The sequence below is a fragment of the Streptomyces sp. NPDC127092 genome (genome assembly GCF_042722475.1).
Lineage (GTDB): Bacteria > Actinomycetota > Actinomycetes > Streptomycetales > Streptomycetaceae > Streptomyces.
In genome coordinates this window covers 488-1,125 of record NZ_JBHXFE010000363.1, presented here as the reverse complement: position 1 = coordinate 1,125, position 638 = coordinate 488, and the positions used below count along the sequence as shown (strand labels likewise).

Here is a 638-nt window from a genome sequence, read left to right as displayed (position 1 = left end):
GCAAAGCGATCGCGCTGTCACGAACGTTGTGGACGCGGAGGGCGTTGGCGCCGGCTCCAGCAAGGAGGGCACTAAGGACAGAGGTGGGTAAGTCACGATCGGCAATTGTTGCGTCCCTCGGTAGTAGTGTGGAAAGCAGTCGCTTACGGGACACACCGATCATGAGCGGGTACCCCAATGCTTTTAGCGTCGCCAGGTTCTGGATAACGGCCCAGCTATGCTCGGGAGTCTTGGCGAATCCAATTCCCGGATCAAGCACGACTTGCTCAGCCTGAATCCCCTCGCGCTCAGCTTCCTCTGCGCGCAAACGCAGTTCCGAAACAACGTCTGAAATCGGGTGGTCGTATCGGGAGAATCTTTCCATCGTCGCGGGTGTACCCCGGAGATGGCCAAGCACGATCTGACACCCCAGCTCAGCGACGGTTCGCAGCATATTCGGGTCTGCGAGCCCCGCGGAGACATCGTTTACGAGTAGGGCGCCCGCATCAACCGCGCGCCGTGCGGTATCGGCGTGCATAGTATCTATCGATACTGTGACACCATGAGAGACGAGCTCTTTCACGACGGGAAGTACCCGACTTTGCTCCTCTTCCGGGGTGACTGGAAGCGCACCAGGCCGGGTGGACTCTCCGCCGACA

The 638-nt window shown here is 59.7% G+C and carries 1 protein-coding gene; it reads right to left on the bottom strand.

The annotated features are described in order from the left end of the window. Positions 1 to 638: dihydropteroate synthase (gene folP, locus ACFWJO_RS40450; protein WP_386873368.1), on the bottom strand; the 638-nt coding region annotated here is incomplete at both ends.